An 18,747-nucleotide genomic window follows, 5' to 3' on the forward strand; every position below is an offset into this window, starting at 1 on the left:
CACTTGTCAAGCACTTAACACTTTTTTTACATTTATCCTGCTCGTTTCGACAAAACAAAAAGGCAACCCATTGGCTGCCCTTTGCTTGTGTAAAAATTTTGGAGAGGATGAAACGAGCTAAGAGTTTAATCTTAGTGTTTACATTCTTTTTCTTTCTCTGTTCTACATTACATATTATAGCCTTTAGGGGCTGTAACTTCAAGAACAGACAAGTTACATTTCACTACAATACTGTTACAAATTATTTCAATTTGTAACTTTAAAATAACCTTAAATTTTCCTCAAGCAGGCTTATTATTCGTGGTCAACTCCGTATGCTGCACGGTATTCCAGCATTTTGTCAAGATACTCTTTGCCCTCAACAACACCGTCCTGAATAGCCTTGATGATATCGTTGATGTTTACGATAGAGTATACCTTTACGCCAAAGTCTTTATAAGCCTGTTCAACAGCTGAAAGGTCAGTATCCAGTGCCTTTTCCATTCTGTCAACTGTTATCACCATGCCTGTTACGTTTACGTCTGCGGCACTTTTGAGCTTTGGCATTGACTCTCTGAGAGCCTTGCCAGATGTCATAACATCGTCGATGATTATTACCTTTTCTCCGTCTGCAAGCTTCTTTCCAACGAACATTCCGCCCTCGCCGTGATCCTTAGCTTCCTTTCTGTCAAAGCAGTAAGAAACGTCAATGCCATACTTTGTTGCAAGTGCGATAACGGCTGAAACAGCAAGAGGGATACCCTTATATGCAGGTCCGAAAAGTGTTTCAACAGGTATTTTGTTGTCAGCTATGCAATCAGCGTAAAAGCCGCCCAGCTTTGCAAGCTGTTCGCCTGTTTTATAGTTTCCGCAGTTGATGAAATATGGAGCTTTTCTGCCACTTTTAAGAGTGAAGTCGCCAAATGTGAGAACTCCGCTGTCTACCATAAATTTTATAAATTCTTCCTTGTAGGTCATATTGAACTTCCTTTCAATTATGTTATTTTGATTATACCACATTTTTTACGGCTTTGCAAGGTTTTTTTGTCTGCCGAACATAAGTCCGTGAGAGCCTGTGGCAAGGCAGAAAACGCCGTGTTCTCGCATATCTCCGCATATTGAGTGTATAACGCCGTATTGCTGTCTATCGGTATTTATACGTGCGAAGCTTTCGCCCAGATCATCAGAAATAAAAAAGCCGTATTCGCCACTGATATTTCCTGTGACATACATTGCAGGAGTTTCCTCAAGTCCTTTTCCAAAGCCTATGCAGTTTATCCTGTCCTCAGGGAGAATATCACTTATACCCACGCTGTCACTCTTTATCTCAAAGCGGTAAAGTCCCTTTATGCCGTTTGCAAGCCAGAATACTCCGCTTTTATCTGGCTGTCTTGAAAGCTGATAGTGAGCGTATCGTGGACACTTTATGTCCGCTTTTATGGACACTTCTCTGAAAGTTGCACCTTTGTCACGGCTGATGTAAAGCCCCAGATTTTCTCTTTCTGCTATGGCGAAGAAAAGATCGCTGTTGTAATAGTCCGAGAAAATTTTTACGTTGTGTTCATCTGCTAAGTTTCCACTGCTGTCCGTAAAAATGGACTTTTGCCATGTTTTGCCCTTATCGTCGGTATAGCAGACAGCCTTGTTAGAAAAGCCTCTGCCGCCTGCAACAGCCCACATTATGCGTTTGCCGTCGGCAGATATCGCTGTCCAACCTGAGTCTACATTAGGCTTTTCGATGTTGTCAAGCTTTTGGTCTATAAACTCAGAAAGCCCACGGGGCATTGGAAGTCTTTCCCACGTTGAACCGCAATCTTTGGATAAGATCAGACCACCTTTTGTTTTGCCCGTCCAGTTGCCACGGGGAGTTGCGACGATGTATTCGGGGTCGCTGAGGGTGAGATCAGCATTAAGGCAGGTGATGTAGCGGTCGCCATTTTCGTTTGCAAAGGAATTTTCACACTCACTGTCATAATCTTCAAAGGCAAAGCCACCAAGGTCGCCAATGATATCTATAATGCGATTCCTGCCATGGGGAGTGGTGTATACATTAAGGTGAACAGTTTCCTCTATGCCCTCGCAGAATGGTTTGACAAGCACATCTCCGCTTGCAAGACCTGTTATCATGAACAGACCTGTTCCTGTGTTAAACAAGGCTGTGTCGCTGTCAAAAGGTGAAAGCTTTATGTCGCTTATCCAGTGGACACAGTTTCCGCCGCCGTTGTATCGTGGTTTCATGTATGGGATATTCCAATCGAAGCGGCTATATTCAAGACCGTTCATTATTATCTTCCAGCTTTCACCGCTATCGGTGCTTGTATAGATTATATCTCCGCCATTTTTTCGGCAGACAGTTGATAGCAAAAGCATTTTGCCGTTGGAACATATTCCGCTGTAGCCGCATGGGATATGGTCCTCGGGGGTGATGTCTTTGTCAAAAACAGTCACTCCATTTTCAATGCGGTATCTGTATACCTTGCCACCTGAAAGCGAGCCTGTGTCGCAAGCATAAGCACCCATGCCACCGTAGAATACTTCTCCGCTTGAAGCAAAAGTGATGTATATATATCTGCTGTCGCTGGTGATACGCTGTGGCACGAAGCCATAATAGGAGGAGTTTTCGTACTTCACATGGTCTGGGGCGGTGAGGGGAACGAAGCTTTTCAAGCCGTCAGTGGAGTAATACAGAGTGTGACCTCTTGTTACACCGTCAGGTGAGTTTGCTTCACCTGAACAGCCTGCGATAAAAAGTTTGCCCTCACTGTCTGTCCATATAAGCGAGATGTTTTTCTCACCAAACAGGTCTATGCTTTGCCAGCTTTCGCCCATATCCTCAGAATAGATAATTCCTGCGGTCTGAGAGCCGAAATACAGCCTGCCGTTTTTGTAAATAAGTCTGTCACCTGTTGCTCTGCCAACTTCGTTTCCATGAACGCTACATGGGATAGGCTTTTGTGTGATATTTTCACCCTTATCAGAAGATATGCAGATATAATTTGAGCGTTTATCTCCGCAGGTGAAAAACAGCTTATTTGGGTCGTTTTCGTCAAGGGCTATTGCAAGGGGATAGGTCTGTGCAGGGTCGTCTGCGGTAACTTTGTCTGCCAGATACGCCCAAGTTTGTTTATCAAAGTCATAGCGGTAGATACCACCGATGTCGGTGCGTATATAAAGCGTTTTGCTGTCGGTGGGGTGGAAAGTGATACCTGTCACAAAGCCGCCTCCGCCTATTTTCAGATTGCCATATTCGTATTTGACAGGTGAAAGAAGTTTCATATATTTCTCCGTTACCATTCGATAGTAGAAACGTCAACAGGGTCTTTGTTTATCTCAACTTTGTCTACCTTGCTGTTTTTGACGGTTATAACTCTGTCAGCCATTGGTGCGATAGCGGAGTTGTGGGTGATGACTATAACTGTCACACCGTCATTTCGGCAGGTATCCTGCAAAAGTCTGAGGATATTTTTACCTGTGTTGTAATCAAGAGCGCCCGTTGGTTCGTCGCAAAGAAGAAGCTTAGGATTTTTCGCCAATGCTCGTGCGATAGAAACACGCTGCTGCTCGCCGCCTGAAAGCTGGGAGGGGAAGTTGTTCATTCTGTCCTCGAGTCCCACTTTTTTCAGCACTTCTTCAGGCTTTGAGGCATGTGCGCATATCTGTGTGGCAAGCTCTACATTTTCCTTAGCAGTAAGATTATTCACAAGGTTATAGAATTGAAAAACAAAGCCTATGTCATATCTGCGGTATGTTGTGAGCTGCTTTTTATTAAAAGTGGCAATGTCCTTGCCGTCAACAAGGATCTTGCCCTCGTCGCAGGTATCCATGCCGCCGAGCATATTAAGTATAGTAGTTTTTCCTGCACCGCTTGCGCCTACTATAACAGCAAATTCGCCTTTTTCTATCTCAAATGAAACACCGTCTGCGGCATTTATGGTTATCTCGCCCATTTTGTATCTTTTATAAACGTTCTCGAATTTTACAAAGCTCATAGTCTGCACCCCCATATTGTCTTTACGTTATTGTATCACAATAATATGAATATTTCAAGGGCTTTTGCTACTTGAAATGGTGGAAGTGATATGTTATAATTGTATCTGAAATAGGCGTGAGCCTCACATTTTGACAAGGAGAGATATAAATGGAATTTCAGAAGCTTATTGAAAGCAGAAGAAGCATAAGAAAATATGACGGCAGTAAAAAGGTAACAAAAGAGCAGATAGAAACGCTCATAGCTGCGGCAACAGAGGCACCGTCATGGAAAAACTCTGAAACTGCAAGGTATTACTGCGTTCTCAGCGACGAGATGACAAAGAGGGTAAGAGAGGAGTGCTTGCCTGGATTTAACAGAGAAAGATCTGAAAATGCGGTGCTTCTTGTAACGACTTTTGTACATACAAGAGCAGGTTTTGACAAAGAGGGTGATCCTGATAATGAAGTCGGCAATGGCTGGGGTTTTTACGATCTTGGTCTGCACAATGAGATACTTCTTCTCAAAGCGGCTGAGCTTGGCTTAGGCTCGCTTGTAATGGGTATCAGGGACGGAGAAAAGCTTCGTGAGGTGCTTGAAATACCTGAAAGCGAGATCGTAGTATCAGTTATAGCCGTTGGCTATCCTGCAGAAGCCCCTGCCAGACCTAAAAGGAGAGCTGTTGAGGATATTGCAAAGTTCTTTTAATATGGGAGTTATGCAGTTTTTTTAGCTTTTATTTGTGATATTGACCTTCCTGCGCTTTAGTTTGGTCATTAGACCTTTCTTACAGCATGGGGAGGTCTTTTTGTGCATAAAAATAAGGCGTTAGAACAAAATCTAACGCCTTACTGATATTCTTTTGAACACGAAGTCTTATCGTTGTCCACATTACAAGATTTGTGAAGTAGCTTAAAACCTTACTTCATAGCCTCTTCAACTGCAACTGCGCAAGCAACTGTAGCACCAACCATTGGGTTGTTGCCCATGCCGATAAGACCCATCATCTCAACGTGTGCAGGAACTGAAGAAGAACCAGCAAACTGAGCGTCGCTGTGCATTCTTCCCATTGTATCTGTCATACCGTAAGAAGCAGGACCAGCAGCCATGTTATCTGGGTGCAGAGTTCTACCTGTTCCTCCGCCTGAAGCTACTGAGAAGTATTTCTTGCCCTTCTCAAGTCTTTCCTTCTTGTATGTACCTGCAACTGGGTGCTGGAATCTTGTTGGGTTTGTTGAGTTACCTGTGATAGAAACGTCAACATTTTCCTTCCACATGATAGCAACGCCTTCTGTAACGTCGTTAGCACCGTAGCAGTTTACCTTAGCTCTCAGACCGTCAGAGTATGCCTTGCGGAATACTTCCTTAACTTCGCCTGTGTAGTAATCCATTTCAGTTTCAACATATGTGAAGCCGTTGATTCTAGCGATGATCTGTGCAGCGTCCTTGCCAAGACCATTAAGAATAACTCTCAGAGGCTTTGTTCTAACCTTGTTAGCCTTCTCAGCGATACCGATAGCACCCTCAGCAGCAGCGAATGATTCGTGACCTGCGAGGAATGCGAAGCACTCTGTATCCTCTTCAAGAAGCATCTTGCCGAGGTTTCCGTGACCAAGACCAACCTTTCTCTGGTCAGCTACAGAGCCAGGGATACAGAAAGCCTGAAGTCCCTCACCGATAGCAGCAGCAGCGTCAGCAGCTCTTGTGCAGCCCTTCTTGATAGCGATAGCGCAGCCTACTGTGTAAGCCCACTTAGCGTTCTCAAAGCAGATAGGCTGAATGCCCTCAACGAGCTTATAAATGTCAAGACCCTTAGCCTTGCATACGTCAGCACACTCTTCGATAGTGTTGATACCGTACTGATTGATAACAGCAAGGATCTGCTTTTCTCTTCTCTCATATGATTCAAATAAAGCCATTGTAACAAATCCTCCTTATTCTTTTCTTGGGTCAACGATCTTAACAGCGTCAGCTACTCTACCGTACTGACCCTGTGCTTTCTCAAAAGCAGTGTTAGCATCGTCGCCAGCCTTGATGAAGTCCATCATCTTGCCGAAGTTTACAAACTTGTAGCCGATGATCTCGTCATCTTCGTTAAGTGCAAGACCTGTAACATAGCCGTCTGTCATTTCAAGGTATCTAGGACCCTTTGCAAGTGTACCATACATAGTACCTACCTGTGAACGAAGTCCCTTACCAAGGTCCTCAAGACCAGCGCCTACTACAAGACCGCCCTCAGAGAATGCACTCTGTGAACGACCGTAAACGATCTGGAGGAAAAGCTCTCTCATAGCTGTGTTGATAGCGTCGCAAACGAGGTCTGTGTTAAGAGCCTCGAGAACTGTTCTGCCTGGAAGGATCTCTGATGCCATAGCAGCAGAGTGTGTCATACCTGAGCAGCCGATAGTTTCAACGAGACATTCCTGGATAACGCCCTCTTTTACATTAAGTGTCAGCTTGCAGCAGCCCTGCTGTGGAGCACACCAGCCGATACCGTGTGTAAAGCCTGAGATATCCTTGATTTCCTTAGCTTTTACCCACTTTGCTTCTTCTGGAATTGGAGCTGCACCGTGAGCAACGCCCTGAGCGATAGGGCACATTGTTTCAACTTCGTGAGAATAAACCATTATTTACATAACTCCTCTCAAATGATTTTGGTGTAAATGTTGTATATTACATACACTCATATTATAACGCATATTTCGCCATTTTGCAATAGTATTTTATGATTTTTAATATTTTTTTCTCATTCTGTGGTAATTATAACGCTGCTGAGAGGTGCGAGTCTGAGTGGCAGCTTATAGTTTGTGGTATAAAGACCGCTGTTTATGCAGTTTGATCCACTATAAATATCACGGTCAGAGTTGAGAAGCTCTTTGTAGGCTCCGTTTTGCTCGACCTTCAGGTTATAGTTCTGATAGCTTCCGGAAAAATTGAACACCATATAAAGCGTCTTGCCGGAAGGGTCGCTTCTGCGGTAGGCATAAATGCACTGATTTTTGTTGTCTGCGTCTATCCAGCGGAAAGATGTGGAATTGTAGTCGGACTTATACAGTGCAGGCTGTTCAAGATAAAGCTTGTGGAGTGCTTTCACATACTCGTGTAATGAATCGTGTATAGGATATGTGAGCAAATTCCAGCCAAGCTCTTTTTCATCACGCCATTCAAGATATTCGCCAAGCTCGTTGCCCATGAAGTTGAGTTTCTTGCCAGGGTGAGTGAACTGGAAAGTATACAGTGCCCTTATGGTAGCAAACTGCTCCTGCTGACTGCCGAACACCTTATCCACCATGGTTTTCTTGCCGTGAACTACCTCGTCGTGGGAATAAGGAAGAATGAAAAGGTCATTATAGAAATAACTCATGGAGAAAGTCATTTTATTGTGATGATTTCTGCGTTCAAAAGGCGGAGTCTTTATATAATTGATGGTATCGTTCATGAAGCCCAGATCCCATTTATAGTCAAAGCCAAGACCGCCGAACTCAACAGGGGCAGTTACCTTTGTGTAGTTTGTGGAATCTTCTGCGAAAAGCATAACGTCAGGGTGCATTTTCTGAATGGCGTAATTAGTGTTCTTCAAGAACCATATACCGCTGTCGTTCACTGCGTCATCAGTGTGGCCGTGACGATATATAAGGTTTGCAACTGCGTCATATCTCAATCCGTCAACATGATATTTTTCTATCCAGAAATTAACTGAGGATTTTACGAAGCTCAGCACATGAGGCTTTGTGTAGTCAAACAGGGCAGTACCCCACTCGGAGTATCTGTCATACTCATTGTCGCTTTCAAAGAGGAAGCTTCCGTCATATATGTGCAGGGCATAGAAATCACGGACAAAATGTACGGGTACAAAGTCCAGAATAATGCCGATATTTTCCGCATGACAAGCGTCTATGAACTTCATAAGCCCTCTAGGGTCGCCGTAACGGCTGGTTGCGGAGAAATATCCCGACACCTGATAGCCCCATGAGCCGTCATAAGGATATTCTGTCAGTGGCAGAAGCTCGATATGGGTATAGCCCATTTCCTTTACATAAGGTATGAGCAGGTCTATCATTTCTTCATAGGTGTAAAAGCGGTCGGTTTCTTCTTTTCCCTCTTTTATGCGCCACGAGCCGAAATGCACCTCATATATGTTCATAGGCTTTTCATAGCATTTGTCACGCTTTGAGAGCCATTCTTGGTCATTCCAGTTATAGCTGTCGATATCATACACCACAGACGCATTTTTCGGTCTTACCTCGCTGTACACCGCAAAAGGGTCTGAGCGGTAGTGCTTTTCAAGAGTAGGCGTTGTGATAACATACTGATAAATGTCACCCTCTTTTGCAGGGCGTTCAACGCTCCATACCCCACGTTCATCGCATTCCATAGGGATAATATCTCCATTCAGGCAAAGCTCTACCTTCCTTGCATGGGGCGCATAGGTGGAAAATCTTATGCCGTTCTCTATTTTTACTGCCCCAAGGGCTTCATACGCTCTACAGCTTTGACCATTTATAAATTCTGTGATGATATTGTTTTTCATGCCGTTTCCCCCTGTGAAAAATATGATAATGATAAAATATTTATAAAAAGTTATTGAAATTTCATAAATTTATGATATAATAAAAGTTAGCGCAAATTGTCTGCTTTTTTGACATTAATCCAGCTTAGTCTGATTTTTCCTCAAAAAAGACCTTTTGTCGTTATGAATCTGAAAGGAATGTAGTTAAATGTCAAGCTCTGCGATAACCAAAAGTGCTTTGTGTGATTCACTGAAAAAACTCTGCGAGCAAAAACCCTTTGATAAAATATCCATATCCGATATAACAGGTGAGTGCGGTCTTAACCGCCAGTCTTTTTATTACCATTTTCAGGATAAGTATGAGCTTTTGAGCTATATCTATCTTCACGAGCTTTTCGCTGACATCACCAAAGGCGTAAACTACGACAACTGGTATGAGCGTCTTGAAGGATTTCTCGTAAATATGCTCAAAGACAAGCGCTTTTACTCAAACACGCTAAAAAGCAACGAAAAGATATTTGAGCATTATCTTTTCAGAAGTATGCACAAGCTGTTCATCAGATTTTTCTATCACGCTGTTGCTATAACCAGAAAGCGTTCCGATAAGGCGAAGTTCTTTGCCGATTTTTATTCTCATGGCTATTGCGGAATAATAATAGATTGGGCAACGGGCGGAATGAGAGAAACTCCACATGACGTAATGCTGAAAATGCGTGAACTTGCATACGAAAATGTTACCATTGGTGAGGGATTCAGACAGAACCTTTGACAAAAGTCACACAATCACTCTGTTATTTTATCATATTTTATGTAATAAGTGAATAGACAAACCCAAACATACGACAAAAAAAGCGACAGATCCAGATTTCTGTCGCTTTTATTTTTTTTCCTACTTTGAAGCTTTTGATTTTCTTCTGTCAATAATAACGCATGCTATGAATATCAGCAAGCCTGCCCCTGAGAGAACTATGCCCTTGTGGAGCAACGGTGCGGTAAAGGTTATCTTTATGTTGTGGCTGCCCTTTGGTATCTTGAAGCCAAGGAATGCAGTGTCGGTCTTTTCACACTGTACCTCTTTGCCGTCGATCTCGGCGGTGAAGCCGTCGGTGTACGGAATGGAAATGGTGAAATAGCCGTCATTTTTAACGTCTATAGTGCCGTTTATCACATCTCCGTGAGAGGTCTTCTTGTCTATCATGAACGGGTCAACGTCACGCACAAGGCTGTCTTTGTCGATGACATAACAGCGAACGTTGGTTATCTCATACTTGCCGTCAGAGAAATTCACCTTAACGCTGTCTGCACTATAGTCCTGACCTGTGGTTATGACATATTCAAAACGTCTGTTATTATTGTAATACTTCCAATCAGGTGCAGTGAGCTTGTTTTTATTGCCGTTTATGGACACCCAAGCGTCCTTTCTGCCACCCTTTATATCGTTGTTCACATTGAAAGATACAAACATTATCTCATTGTTCGTGAGCGTTTCGGGAAGCGTTATCTCCTGAGTGAAAGGCTTTTTAGCGTCAATGGTGTATTTTCCCCATTCACGCTTTATCTGGTCGCACTCTGTAAAGTTGATGGAGCGTACCTTTTTTATATCAGATGAAAATGACTTTTCCGTCTTATCCTCAACTATTATATTATTGAAAAGAGCTTCCACTGAGTAAGGATAATTCAGGGAATTATATTCTTTTCTGCCGATAAGAGCATTGGTAGCATATCCGAAAGGCAGAACGTCATTGTTTTCATAAAGTGAAAGGCTTCCGCTCTCTTTTATCTTCTTGTAGCCTGACACTGCCTTTACCGGGTCGTCAGTGATAAGATATCTGTTTGAAAAATACATATCAGCAATAAGGCTTCGTGTCTGAGTGGTCAGGGAAGTGTTGCGGTATGAATTTTCGTTGTATATCTCGCTGTAATAAAATTTGTTGTAATCTTTATTGTGCAGTGAGGAATATATTGACATGGTGTAATAATCTGCATTATATATCATGTTCACTGTGTTCACTTCATCAACGCAGTTTGAAGTCCTCGATATCTCCTCTTGCGAGCCGACATAATCTGCAAGTGTATTCATATCACTGCTGTTATCATATTCAAGCTCTCTTAAAGGCACAAGTTCGTCTGCAAAGTTTGCATATACTGTGGATACCACGAGGCAAAGGGACATTCCTATATTAAGTATTAACTCTTTTTTGCAACGTCTGTATACAAACAGGCTCGACATAAGCACAACAAAGTCAAGGATAATATAAAACTCCACTTTTCTGGTGGTCTTGAACCAGAAAACTCCTGCTAATGCAACTAAAAGGGTTATCACTGCAAGTGGTTTAAGCTTTAGCTTTCCTCTTATTATATCAAAATAGGTGTGTCCGAAAAGGAGCATACCAAGAGGAAGGAAAGGTATAAGAACTTTCGGGTCAACATACAGTGTGCCGTTTAACATATAGACTATTATAGGGCAGGTGGCTATTACCATCATAACGATTCCAAGAAATCTTCTATAGCGTTGTTTTGAGAACACCGCCGATATTATGCTAAGCACTGTGAAAAGGCAAAGCCCCATTGAGTAGTGATAATAGAGCAGAAATTTCAAGTTTACACCTGGTATGAACGACTTGAGATCAACATGGCTGTTGCCTGCCTCTCTGCCGGAGAGCATACAGTGCAGTGTCGGCAGGATAAGCACGCACGCCATTATCACTGCCAGGATAAGCCTGAAAGCGAATGCTGTTCCGTCTTTGCAGAACTTCTTGAAAGTTGGCTTTTCATTTATTTTCAGCCAGCGATAAACGCCATACACTGCCATTGCCGCAAGACCCGACACTGCAAAGAAATAGCTTGTCATGAGCATCAAAAATGCCCAGAGCGTCACCATGTATTTTCTCTTGCCCTCAAAATAATCCTCGATAGCCATAAAACCTAAAAGCAGGAACGGCATATAATTCACGAACATTATGTGCCTGTGACTGTGGAAGATAAGGGGCGCTGAAAAGAGAAACACAAAGCTCAGTGCAAACGCTGTGTTGTCTGTGAATTTCTGCCGCATCCATATATAGAATATCCACAGGCTTGCTATAATGCCTATTATGGATACTATCTGTATATAGGTGGACATTTTCACAAAGGGCAGAAGGTAAGAAAAAAGTATTATAGGCGAATAAAGCCCATAATATGACAGATTATAGATGTTCTCACCACAACCTATGTTCGGGGCAAAGGAGGGAAAAAAGTCCCCTGTTTTGTAAAAGAGCTTTCTGAAATAATCAGGGATAGCATAGTGCTGTCCGCCCCAATCAAGCTCAGAGCCATAGGCGTATTTAAACCTTGTGAGCGCAAGGACAAACAGAAGATATATCCCCGTAAGCACACAAAGATGTATTATATTTTTCTTACTGAGCTTCATTCACAGCCACTCCCAGCGCAGTTGCAGTTTGTTTTTTCATTTCAGGGTGTTCGCTGTAGCGTTTATACAGCGTCCAATCCTCATAATAAGCCATATGCCACAGCTTGTCTACAGTTTTCTCCTGAGAGGTATACATATCCGCAAGCTTTTTCTTGAACTCGTATCTCTCTTTTGATATCTTTGGCAAAGTGTTGCCCACCACCTTCAGACGGCTAGCCTTGTAATACTTGCCAAAGCAGTAAAGGTCGCACTGGATATCGTTCTTATCGTATATCTCAGTGACGTAATTATGCACGTTTACATGGTGGATATGACCATATTCGCCTTTTTGATTATGCACAGCTATAAGCTTCCAATCCTTGCAGGTCATTATCTTTTCAAGATCAGATTCGATACCGTCCTTAACAAGCGCCCAATCGTCACGCTTACCCCTGACTTTATCAGGATATTCAAGCATTATACACTCGTTGCCCGAGGCAGTCACCACGTCCTTGAACTCCTGAGAACGCACCTTATTTCTTCCGTTTGTTACGCACACAACAAGATAGCCTTTATCATAAAGATGTCCTCCGCCCCAAAGCACTTCGTCATCAGGGTGAGCCACTATCATAAGCTTATCAGCCTTTGATGACGAAGCAAGCTGTAACTGTATAGCGGATATAGGCGTAACGTCATAAGCTTGATTGATCGTATCTCTTATATGCCTTTTGTAGCCTAAAAACCACAGTGTGCCTATAAAAATGACTATTGCCAGAATTATTGCTGTTTCCTTTATATGTCGTCTTGTAAATCTGAGCATAAAAATGCCCGCACCCTTGCAGGATCTCTCCTGCGAGATATGGGCGTTCACCTCTTTCTTTATTACTTGTTGTTCACATAGTTTATAAATCTTTCAAATGCAGCTTTTCCGTCTTTGTTTCTCTTATAAACGCCTGCATGTTCAAGCACCTTTGCGAACACGATGCCTATTTCTTTCTGCAAGACTTCGTGAACGTTCTCGGCTGTTATATTGTTTTTCTTTGATATCTCCTCAGCCCAATCAGCGTGCTTTTCTATCAGCTTGTCACGGCGTACACCCTCTGTTCCCTCTGTGACCAGAACCTGAGCAAGCTTCTCCATTTCGCCTTTAAGTCTTGACGGAAGCACTGCAAGACCCATTACTTCGATAAGACCGATATTCTCTTTCTTTATATGATGAAGCTCCTGATGCGGGTGATAAACGCCAAGAGGATATTCCTCGGTGGTGATGTTGTTTCTAAGCACAAGGTCAAGCTCATATCTGCCGTCCCTCATTCTTGCGATAGGTGTGATAGTGTTGTGCGGCTCGCCTTCAGTTTCAGCGTAAATGAACGCTTCTTCGTCGGTGTAGCCTCTCCATGCAGTGAGTATCTTGTCTGCAAGGTCAACGAGAGCGTTTTTATCCTCGCTGTTTATTCTGATAACTGACATAGGCCATTTAACGATGCCAGCGTCAACGTTCTCAAAGCCCTTGAAAACTATCTTTTCTTCAACAAGGGCTTTCGCCATTGCAAAAGTATAATGACCGCCCTGAAAATGTTCGTGCGAAAGGATAGATCCGCCAACGATAGGCAGGTCAGCGTTTGAACCTATGAAATAGTGCGGAAACTGTCTGACAAAGTCAAAAAGCTTCTCAAATGCCGAACGGTCTATTACCATAGGAGTATGCTTCTTATTGAAAAGGATGCAATGCTCGTTGTAATAAACATATGGGGAATACTGAAGTCCCCAGTCTGTGCCGTTTATTTTAAGGGATATAACACGGTGGTTCTGTCTTGCAGGGGAGTTCACTCGTCCTGCATATCCCACGTTCTCATAGCACAGCAGGCACTTAGGATATCCCGACTGCTTTGCAAGCTTTGCCGCCGCAATGGCTTTCGGGTCTTTTTCAGGCTTGGAAAGATTGATAGTTATATCAAGGTCGCCGTACTCTGTTGGAGCTATCCAGCGCATATCTTTCTTCACTCTGTATCTTCTTATGTAGTCCGTGTCCTGCGAAAGCTTGTAGAAATAGTCAGTTGCGACCTTTGCAGACTGGTGGTTGTAAAGTCCCCAGAACTTTGTGTCTATCTCTGACGGTCTTGGAGTAAGAAGCCCCATGAGTTTTGTGTCGAAAAGATCTCTGTATACAATAGAATTTTCTGTAAGGCCCTTTTCCACAGCGTAATCGAGAAGCTCTTTGAGAGTGCTTTCAAGATCAACGTTAGAAAACTCCTCCTCTGGTTCGTCATATTCCTCAAGGTCAAGGGCTTCAAGAAGCCTGTTTGTAGTATAAACTCTGTCGCTCTCCTCAATAAGTCCGCTTTCCAGACCATATGTTACAAGCTTTTTAATGCTTTCAAATATCATGTTATAGATCCCCTTTTGTACAAAAGTATGAGTGGTAACCCCCTCAGCCAGCATCTATTATTATAGACCATTGCTTATTCTTTGTCAACCGACAGACAGGCTAATTAAGATACTTTTAAGCATTTGAAAAGCGTAATAAGAATATTTTAAGATTATTTTGCAGAGGACGCCAGCCCCTACATTTAACGTCAGGGAAAACGATTTAGCATCGAATATTAACAAATTGTTAAATCAACAATTGTCCTATTGACAAAAGCGGGAAGTATGGGTATAATAAAAACAATATGATAAAGGCGTTGACAGGAACAAAAGCAAAGTTCTGACATTACAGAGAGCCGTCGGTGGGTGCAAGGCGGTATGCGGAATTTGTGATAACTCGTCCCCGAGCCTGAACGGTGAAATCTTATTAGCCGCTCACGGGTTCTCCCGTTATAGAGATACGCATTGATAGATGCGGCTGAGATATGCGGTGTGAGCCGTATATGAATGAGAGTGGTAACACGGCAAAGCTCGTCTCTCCTTTTTGGTAGGAGTGGCGATTTTTTTATGCCCTTTTCCACATCACTATCAAAATAATTATCGGCTTTATATTTATAAGGAGGATCTGACATGAAAAACGTAGAAAAGTATGAGAGAGGCTATTATATGCCTCCTGTAAAGTGCATGAAGTGGGCTGAAAAAGAGTATGTTGACCATGCACCAGCATGGTGTTCTGTTGACCTGAGAGACGGAAATCAGGCTCTTATCATTCCTATGAGCCTTGAAGAAAAGCTGGAGTTTTTCACAAAGCTCGTTGAGATAGGTTTTAAGGAGATAGAGATAGGCTTCCCAGCCGCCTCTGAAACAGAGTATGAGTTCTGCCGTACACTTATTGAGAAGAACATGATACCTGATGATGTTACTATTCAGGTGCTCACACAGTCAAGAGAGCATATCATAAAGAAAACATTTGAAGCTATCGACGGTGCAAAGAACGCTGTTGTCCACCTTTATAACTCAACATCTGTTGCACAGAGAGAGCAGGTTTTCCGAAAGTCTAAGGAAGAGATAATCAAGATAGCTACAGACGGTGCAAAGCTCTGTAACGAGTATAAGAAGCACGCAAAGGGCAATATCGTATTCGAGTATTCTCCTGAGAGCTTCACAGGCACAGAGCCTGAGTTTGCAAGAGATATCTGTAACGCTGTTATCGACATCTGGCAGCCTGCACCTGATAACAAGGTCATCATCAACCTGCCTGTAACAGTTGAAATGTCAATGCCTCATGTTTATGCTCAGCAGGTAGAGTATATGTGCGACACTCTTCACAACAGAGAGAACGTTATAGTTTCACTTCACCCACATAATGACAGAGGCTGTGCAGTGGCAGACTGCGAAATGGGTCTGCTTGCAGGTGCTGACAGAATAGAGGGTACTTGTTTCGGCAATGGTGAGAGAACAGGCAATGCCGATATCGTTACTATCGCACTTAATATGTACACTCACGGAATTGACCCTAAGCTGGACTTCTCAGATATGCCTGCACTGGTAGAGCTTTACGAGAGAGTTACAAGAATGAAGGTTTATGACAGAAGCCCATATTCAGGCGCACTTGTATTCGCTGCATTCTCAGGCTCACATCAGGACGCTATCGCAAAGGGCATGAACTGGAGAAAAGAAAAGAGCTGTGACAAGTGGACAGTTCCTTATCTTCCTATCGATCCGCATGACGTTGGCAGAGAGTATGACGGTGACGTTATCAGAATAAACTCGCAATCAGGCAAGGGAGGAATAGGCTTTATCCTCCAAAATCAGTTCGGCTACGATCTTCCAAAGAAGATGAGAGAGGACTTTGGCTATAAGGTAAAGGCTGTTTCAGACCACAAGCACAAGGAGCTTATGCCTGATGAGGTCTACAAGATATTCAAGGACGAGTACCTCAACAAGTGCGCACCTGTTGACATTCCTGAAGCACACTATGTTCAGAAGCAGAACGGCACTATCTGCGCCGCTATCACAGCTTCAGTAAACGGCGTAACAGACGATCATACAGCAGAGGGTAACGGACGTCTTGACGCTGTGGCAAATGCTATCAAGCAGGCTTTGAAATTTGATTTTACCGTGGAAACATACACAGAACACGCTCTTGAAAGAAAGTCAACATCTGAGGCTGTTTCGTATGTTGGAATTTCCTGCGGTGATAAGATGTATTGGGGCGTCGGCAGACACTCAGATATCATCGTATCTTCTATCAAGGGACTTGTTTCAGCTATCAACAACGCTTTTGCAGATAAGAAGTAATGAATAAAAATTTAAGGGACAGGCGAAAGTCTGTCCCTTTTTTTGTACAAAAAAATGCAGCCATATAGAATATGACCGCATTGTATATTATTTCTTTTTTCTTCTGAAAAGCCTTTTGAGCCAGCCTAAAAAGCCCTTTTTCTCCTTTTCAGGCTCGACAGCCTTTGAATCATTAACAGGAGCAGGCTTTGGTGCATTGGCGTATGCTTCAGCGTAAAATCTGCTTTGTGCGTCAATGGCGATATCTCCACGCTCTGCACGGACATATTTTCCGTCAGGCTGCATTATCCTTGCTTTTACGTTGTCTTGCATCTGGGTGTCAAAAATATCGAGGACACGTTTTTTTACTTCTTCACTGAGGATAGGTGCGGCGACCTCAACTCGCCTTGTGGTGTTTCTTGTCATATAGTCTGCGCTGGATATGTATACCTTTTTGCGAACACCTGTGCCGAAAATATATATCCTTGCGTGTTCAAGATATCTGCCCACTATTGAGCGTATCTGCACATTGTCAGTAACGCCCTCCACGCCTGCCACAAGGCAGGATATACCTCTTATAACAAGCTCTACCTTCACGCCTGCCTGAGAACATTCTATTATCTTGTCCATAAGCACCTTATCAGTAAGAGAATTGAGCTTTGCGGCAACATATCCCTCACCGCCTGCTCTTGCAATGCTTATCTCATTATCCATAAGCTCCACTACCTTATTTTGCAGACAGTGGGGAGCGACCATAAGTGCCTTTGAGCTTTCCACAAGCTCGCCCATTGACAGCGTTCTGAACACCTCGCAAGCGTCCTGAGCAATGTCATTGTTTGATGTCATAAGGCAAAGGTCGGTATAAAGTCCTGCGGTCTTTTCGTTGTAGTTTCCTGTACCCACCTGAACAGTGTACTTTACGCTGTCGCCAACTTTTCTTGTAATAAGACAAAGCTTTGAATGGACTTTAAGTCCCTGCGGACCATACATTACATGACAGCCTGACTCCTCGAGAAGCTTTGACCACCCTATATTGTTTTCCTCGTCAAAACGTGCCCTCAGTTCCACAAGCACAAGCACGTCCTTGCCATTTTCAGCGGCGTTGCACAACGCCTTTATGACCTTGGAGTTCTTCGCCACACGATACAAAGTCATCTTGACAGACGTAACGCTATCGTCCTTTGCCGCCTCGTCAAGAAGCCTGATAAAAGGCTTTATGGACTCATAAGGATAGTGCAGAAAAAGATCCTTTTCGTCTATCTGCTCTATCATTGACCTTGACGGGTCTATCATCGCAGAGGGCTGAGGCTCCTGCTTCGGAAAAAAAAGCTCTTTTCTGTCTGCCACCTTGTCAAACACAGCGAACACATAGGACATATCAAGGGGAGTTTTCTCCACAAAGACTTGCTTTTCTGAAAGCTCCAACCTTGAAAGCAGTTCGTTTAGCACAGTGTCGGATATTTGCTTTGAAAGCTGCAATCTCACAGGGCAAAGGCGTTTACGCTTGTTGATAAGCTCAGACATATTTTGTCTGAAATCAAGTTCCGAGTCAAAGCCCTCGTCAACGTCGATGTCGGCATTTCGTGTCACTCTCATAAGAGCCTTTTCTTCTATTTTATAGCCCTCAAAAGCCTTGTCAGCATAATGGAGAATAAGCTCTTCTACAAGGATATAGTTTATGCACCCTTCGTCAGCAGGAAGAAAGATCACACGCTGGAATTTCTCGTTACAGCTAACTATACCCACTGTGACGGCAGATTTTGAAGCGAGTTTTGCGACCGCATAAATACTTTGATTTGCAAGAAACGGGAAAGGGTGTCTTTTATCGATAATAAAGGCATTAAGAAACGGCTTGACCTCATAGGCATAATAGGCTTCAAGAAATTTCTTATCCTGTTCAGTGAGAGCCTTTATGTTTTTATGTACTATATTTTTTAGCTCCAGTTCCTCGCAGATAGCTTTGTATGTCTTATCTTTTACTGGTATAAGCTCATGAACACGCTTAAATATTGCAGAAAGCTGTTCAGATGGACGCATTTTGGACTTGTTGTCTTTATGATCGTCGTCCACAAGCGAGGAATCATAGAGCGAGCCCACACGCACCCTAAAAAACTCGTCAAGATTGCTTGCAAATATCGACTGAAAAAGCAATCTTTCAAGAAGCGGTGTAGCACTGTCCTGAGCTTCTTCAAGAACTCTCTCGTTAAATTTAAGCCATGATAACTCTCTGTTATCGTAGACCTTGTTATTCATATT

General features: G+C 43.1%; 13 protein-coding genes and 1 other annotated feature. Of the genes, 3 read left to right on the forward strand and 10 right to left on the reverse strand.

Features of this window, described 5'->3' with window-relative positions:
- Positions 1-294 precede the first annotated feature (294 nt).
- The 3 genes from pyrE to OCV57_RS01680 are packed head-to-tail and all read right to left on the reverse strand — an operon-like array spanning position 295 to position 3,968.
- A complete protein-coding gene (gene pyrE, locus OCV57_RS01670) occupies positions 295-957 on the reverse strand; it encodes an orotate phosphoribosyltransferase (protein WP_041337243.1) in 663 nt (220 codons plus the stop codon).
- A 45-nt stretch (positions 958-1,002) separates the two neighbouring features.
- A complete protein-coding gene (locus OCV57_RS01675; protein WP_267300290.1) occupies positions 1,003-3,255 on the reverse strand; it encodes a beta propeller repeat protein in 2,253 nt (750 codons plus the stop codon).
- A gap of 11 nt (positions 3,256-3,266) precedes the next feature.
- A complete protein-coding gene (locus tag OCV57_RS01680; protein WP_178086268.1) occupies positions 3,267-3,968 on the reverse strand; it encodes an ABC transporter ATP-binding protein in 702 nt (233 codons plus the stop codon).
- Between the two features lie 149 nt (positions 3,969-4,117).
- Between OCV57_RS01680 and OCV57_RS01685 the strand changes: the two genes are divergently transcribed.
- Positions 4,118-4,654 (forward strand): nitroreductase family protein, encoded by a 537-nt coding sequence (locus OCV57_RS01685; RefSeq protein WP_267300291.1) that lies wholly within the window; start codon positions 4,118-4,120, stop codon positions 4,652-4,654.
- Positions 4,655-4,866: 212 nt separating this feature from the next.
- On the opposite strand, the gene OCV57_RS01690 is transcribed toward OCV57_RS01685, so the two are convergent.
- The 3 genes from OCV57_RS01690 to glgB all read right to left on the reverse strand — a co-directional run bounded on the left by OCV57_RS01690 (position 4,867) and on the right by glgB (position 8,477).
- The gene (locus OCV57_RS01690) at positions 4,867-5,865 is read right to left on the reverse strand and encodes a GGGtGRT protein (protein ID WP_022288287.1); all 999 of its coding nucleotides are present in this window, start codon (positions 5,863-5,865) and stop codon (positions 4,867-4,869) included.
- A 15-nt stretch (positions 5,866-5,880) separates the two neighbouring features.
- Entirely contained in the window at positions 5,881-6,573 is a 693-nt protein-coding gene (locus tag OCV57_RS01695; protein ID WP_022288288.1) for an iron-sulfur cluster assembly scaffold protein, read from the reverse strand.
- A 119-nt stretch (positions 6,574-6,692) separates the two neighbouring features.
- Positions 6,693-8,477, reverse strand: coding sequence for a 1,4-alpha-glucan branching protein GlgB (glgB, locus tag OCV57_RS01700; RefSeq protein WP_267300292.1), 1,785 nt, complete (start codon positions 8,475-8,477; stop codon positions 6,693-6,695).
- A gap of 187 nt (positions 8,478-8,664) precedes the next feature.
- Between glgB and OCV57_RS01705 the strand changes: the two genes are divergently transcribed.
- Positions 8,665-9,225 carry a TetR/AcrR family transcriptional regulator C-terminal domain-containing protein gene (locus OCV57_RS01705; RefSeq protein WP_022288290.1) on the forward strand — a complete coding sequence of 187 codons (561 nt, stop codon included), beginning with the start codon at positions 8,665-8,667 and terminating at the stop codon, positions 9,223-9,225.
- Positions 9,226-9,345: 120 nt separating this feature from the next.
- Here the strand turns inward: OCV57_RS01705 and OCV57_RS01710 are convergent, their stop codons facing one another.
- The 3 genes from OCV57_RS01710 to galT form a co-directional block, all read right to left on the reverse strand.
- Positions 9,346-11,865, reverse strand: coding sequence for a YfhO family protein (locus OCV57_RS01710; RefSeq protein WP_267300293.1), 2,520 nt, complete (start codon positions 11,863-11,865; stop codon positions 9,346-9,348).
- Positions 11,852-12,664: a PIG-L family deacetylase gene (locus OCV57_RS01715; protein ID WP_267300294.1), complete on the reverse strand. Its 813-nt coding sequence runs from the start codon at positions 12,662-12,664 to the stop codon at positions 11,852-11,854. Before OCV57_RS01715 ends, OCV57_RS01710 begins: the two co-directional genes overlap by 14 nt.
- A 62-nt stretch (positions 12,665-12,726) precedes the next feature.
- Entirely contained in the window at positions 12,727-14,232 is a 1,506-nt protein-coding gene (galT, locus tag OCV57_RS01720) for a UDP-glucose--hexose-1-phosphate uridylyltransferase (protein WP_267300295.1), read from the reverse strand.
- A 287-nt stretch (positions 14,233-14,519) separates the two neighbouring features.
- Positions 14,520-14,753 (forward strand) — a binding site (T-box leader).
- A gap of 88 nt (positions 14,754-14,841) precedes the next feature.
- Between galT and OCV57_RS01725 the strand changes: the two genes are divergently transcribed.
- Positions 14,842-16,512 carry a 2-isopropylmalate synthase gene (locus OCV57_RS01725; protein ID WP_267300296.1) on the forward strand — a complete coding sequence of 557 codons (1,671 nt, stop codon included), beginning with the start codon at positions 14,842-14,844 and terminating at the stop codon, positions 16,510-16,512.
- 87 nt (positions 16,513-16,599) lie between these two features.
- Here OCV57_RS01725 and ppk1 read toward each other — a convergent pair whose 3' ends face one another.
- Positions 16,600-18,744: a polyphosphate kinase 1 gene (ppk1, locus tag OCV57_RS01730; protein WP_267300297.1), complete on the reverse strand. Its 2,145-nt coding sequence runs from the start codon at positions 18,742-18,744 to the stop codon at positions 16,600-16,602.
- Positions 18,745-18,747 lie beyond the last annotated feature (3 nt).

Origin of the sequence: Hominimerdicola aceti (assembly GCF_025567495.1) — a bacterium.
Taxonomy (GTDB): Bacteria; Bacillota; Clostridia; order Oscillospirales; family Ruminococcaceae; genus Hominimerdicola; species Hominimerdicola aceti.